The organism is Inquilinus sp., assembly GCF_039594555.1.
GTDB lineage: Bacteria > Pseudomonadota > Alphaproteobacteria > DSM-16000 > Inquilinaceae > Inquilinus.
In genome coordinates this window covers 1-3,187 of sequence record NZ_JBCNNF010000595.1, presented here as the reverse complement: position 1 = coordinate 3,187, position 3,187 = coordinate 1, and the positions used below count along the sequence as shown (strand labels likewise).

At 68.7% G+C, this 3,187-nt stretch carries 3 protein-coding genes; all 3 read left to right on the top strand.

Features of this window, described 5'->3' with window-relative positions:
* Positions 1-814 (top strand): enolase C-terminal domain-like protein (locus ABDW35_RS34660; protein WP_343718394.1); only part of this gene is annotated, 814 nt, incomplete at its 5' end.
* A gap of 40 nt (positions 815-854) precedes the next feature.
* Positions 855-2,099, top strand: coding sequence for an extracellular solute-binding protein (locus ABDW35_RS34655; RefSeq protein ID WP_343718393.1), 1,245 nt, complete (start codon positions 855-857; stop codon positions 2,097-2,099).
* Positions 2,100-2,115: 16 nt separating this feature from the next.
* A partial coding sequence (locus ABDW35_RS34650) for an enolase C-terminal domain-like protein (RefSeq protein WP_343718392.1) occupies positions 2,116-3,187 on the top strand: 1,072 nt, incomplete at its 3' end.

Here is a 3,187-nt window from a genome sequence, read left to right as displayed (position 1 = left end):
CTTCCACGCGCAGCATAGTACCGGCCTGCCGCTCTACCGGTATCTCGGCGGCAGCGATTCCAAGGTGCGGGTCTATGCCAGCGGCCTCGACTTCCACCTGAGCGATGGCGACTACGCGTCCCTGTTCCGCCAAGCGCGGGACCAGGGGTATCGCGGCTTCAAGATCAAGGTCGGCCATCCCGACATCGAATGGGACCTCCGGCGACTGGCGCTGGTGGCCGAGATCGCGAAGGGCCACGGGCCGATCATGATCGACGCCAACGAGGCCTGGTCGCCGAAGGAGGCGATCCGACGGCTCGACCAGTTCCGGCGCGCGGGCTTCGACATCCTCTGGGTCGAGGATCCCTGCCTGCGCGATGATGTCGACGGCCTGCGGGAGATCCGCCTGGCCGCGCCGCATGTCCTGGTCAATTCCGGCGAATATCTCGACCTGCGCGGCAAGCGCCGTCTGCTGGAGGGCCGCGGCGCCGACCTCCTCAACGTCCACGGCCATATCGGCGACGTGCTGAAGGCGGGCTGGCTGGCGGCGGAGCACGGCGTCCCCGTGACGCTCGGCAACACGTCACTGGAGATCGGGGTCCATCTGGCCGCTGCACTGCCCGAGGCCGACTGGCTGGAATACTCGTTCCAGAACTATAACCACCTGGTCGAGGAACCGATCGTCATGCGCGACGGCTATGCCATCGCGCCGGACCGGCCGGGCCATGGCCTCGTGCTGTCGGCCCGGGCGCGGGCCGGAGCGGCGCCGGAGGTGCTGCGGCCGGAGGATTTGCCGCCGGCCCCGGCGTCGACGCCGATCCGGCTCCCGTCCTGACCAAGACCAAAGCCAAAACGCAAAACAGGGAGGACATGTCATGCTCGTCGATCGGCGCACCTTGCTGCGGACGGCCGCGGCCGCCCCGATCCTGGCGCTCGCGCCGCGCCTCGCCCGGGCAGCGGCGGAGGGCCGCATCAACTACTGGCACCACCTGACCAGCGAGAGCGAGTTCAAGGGGCTGGAGGCGGTGATGGCCCTGTTCCGTCAGCGCTATCCCGGCATCTCGCTGACCCAGGAGAACATCCCGAACCCGGAATACATGTCGAAGATCACCGCGGCGGTGGTCTCGGGATCGAAGCCCGACACGGCGATGGTGATCGCGGAGCGGGTCAACGACATGGTCGGGATGGGCGGGCTGATCGACATCACCGACCGGATCAAGGGCTGGGACAAGGCGGCGGCCTTCCCGGAGGACCGGTGGGCCGGGGCCAGCGTCGGCGGCAAGATCTACGGGATTCCTGCCTTCACCTTCGTCGACTGGATGTACTACCGGAAGGACTGGTTCGACGAGGCCGGCATCAGCGGCCCGCCGAAGACCCTGGCCGAGTTCCAGGACGCCGCGATCAAGCTGACCGACCCGGCGAAGGGGCGCTACGGCTTCGGCCTGCGCGGCGGGGCCGGCGGCTACCAGTACGTGGTCGACATGATCGAGAGCTTCGGCTCGCCGATCGTGGTCGACGGCAAGCCGGCCATGGACAAGGCCAAGGCCATCGAGGCCGTCACCTTCCTGTCGGAGCTGTTCACGCGGCACAAGGCCTGCCCGCCCAGCGCGCCCAATGACAGCTACCGGCAGATCATGGAGGCGTTCAAGACCGGCCAGACCGCCATGGTCTGGCACCACACCGGATCGCTGGCGGAGATCTCGGGCGCGATGAAGCCGGGCCAGTTCATGACCGCGGCGCGCCCGGCCGGGCCTGGCGCCCATATCGCGCGGCTGACCTATCTGTTCAACGGCCTGATGTCGGACGCCAATGCCGATGCCGCCTGGGCCTGGCTGACCTTCTGGGCCGAGCCCGACGCGGCGATCGCGTTCCTGGAGCAGACGGGCTACTTCCCGGCGTCGCCGCAGACGGCGTCGGACAGCCGCATCACCGGCAACCCGCTCTACGGCGCCGCGGTGGAGACGACCAAATTCGGCCGCCTGCCTCCCCGGTTCATCGGCTCCGCGGGATGGGACGACAATGTGGTGCTGCCCGAATTCCAGAAGGTGCTGGTGGGCCGCAGCACGCCGGAAGCCTGCGTCGACGCAATGATGGCCGGCCTCGAAGCGGCCCTGCAGTAGCGGGGAGGGGCACGGCATGCGCATCGAGGACATCCGCTGCTGGGTGGTCGAGGCCGAGCACCCGGCGCATCCCTATCGCTGGCGCAAGGGGCTGGCCGGGTCCGGCGACGGCACCCCGGCGGACCGCAAGCCGCTGAAGGCCGTGATCCGCATGGACACCGACGCGGGCATCACCGGCGCAATCGAGGTGGCGAACGCCTGGGGCGCCATGAGCCTTGTCGACCGGCGGCTGAAGCGCCTCGTCGGCGCGAACCCGCTGCTGACCGAACGGCTATGGACGCTGGTCTGGGAGATCGACCGGATCGAGGAGATCCCGATGCCGCATCTCGGCATCGTCGACCTGCTGGCCTGGGACATCAAGGCGAAGGCCGCCGGATTGCCGCTGCACCAGCTGCTCGGCGGCCATGACCGGCGGGTGCCGGCCTATGCCTCCACCGTCACCTGGGATTCGATGGCCGAATACGAGCGGCACATCAAGGAGTGCATCGACGCCGGCTTCACCGCCTTCAAGCTGCACGCTTGGGGCGACGCGAAAGAGGATGCGGCGCTGTCGCGCAACCTCCGGCGCTGGGCCGGGCCCGACGCGGATCTGATGTTCGACGGGTCGGCCGGCTGGGACTACGTCACCGCCCTGCGGTTCGGCCGTGTGCTCGAGGCGGAAGGGTTCCTCTGGTACGAAGAGCCGATGCGGGAGTTCGAGCTGGGCTCGTACCGCAAGCTCTGCGACGCGCTCGACATCCCGGTCCTGGCGGCGGAGACGTCGGATGGCTGCCATTGGAACATGGCCAGCTGGATCCAGGCCGGCGCGCTCGACATGGCGCGGACCAGCACCTCCTACAAAGGCGGCCTGACCGGCGCGGTCAAGATCGCCCATCTGGCCGAGGCCCATGGCATGCGGGCGCAGGTGCATGGGATGGGCCTGGCCAACGCCCAGCTCTGCGCCGCCATCCGCAACAACGACTATTACGAGCAGCTGGTGATCTCGAGCGAGCAGATCGCGGGCCTTGGCAGGCTCGGGCCACTGTCGATCGAAGGCGGCGTGCTCACGGTCTCCGACTCCCCAGGGATCGGCTTCGATCGACAGTGGC

Coding starts and splice junctions, on each gene's coding strand:
- ABDW35_RS34655 (WP_343718393.1), top strand. CDS start 855: ATGCTCGTCGATCGGCGCACCTTGCTGCGGACGGCCGCGGCCGCCCCG.